Genomic DNA, 281 nt, shown 5'->3' with positions numbered 1-281 from the left:
AAAAAACTTAGCACGAGAAGGCACATAGTTTAGGCCTAGCGCTTTAAACCCTGTATCAAGTTGCACCATGCCCGCTTTATTGACCACACGTGATTTCTCAATGAAATCTTCATCTTTCAGTGCAGCAACTGCTGCCACCATGGCTAAATGGTTGACGTTAAACGGCTGACGTATACGATTTATGAAATCTGTCTCTTCTGCCGATGCTAAAGCAAAACCAACACGGAGTGCTGCTAAACCAACGCACTTAGACATAGTACGGCTAACAATCAGGTTTGAAT

General features: G+C 43.4%; 1 protein-coding gene. It reads right to left on the bottom strand.

The features are described from left to right. A partial coding sequence (locus ACG9ZB_RS17240; protein ID WP_419326845.1) for an aminotransferase class I/II-fold pyridoxal phosphate-dependent enzyme occupies positions 1-281 on the bottom strand: 281 nt, incomplete at both ends.

Source organism: Acinetobacter johnsonii, assembly GCF_048551975.1.
GTDB classification, from domain to species: domain Bacteria; phylum Pseudomonadota; class Gammaproteobacteria; order Pseudomonadales; family Moraxellaceae; genus Acinetobacter; species Acinetobacter johnsonii_A.
The sequence above is the reverse complement of the archived record's forward strand: the minus strand, read 5'-3'. Positions and strand labels throughout refer to the sequence as shown.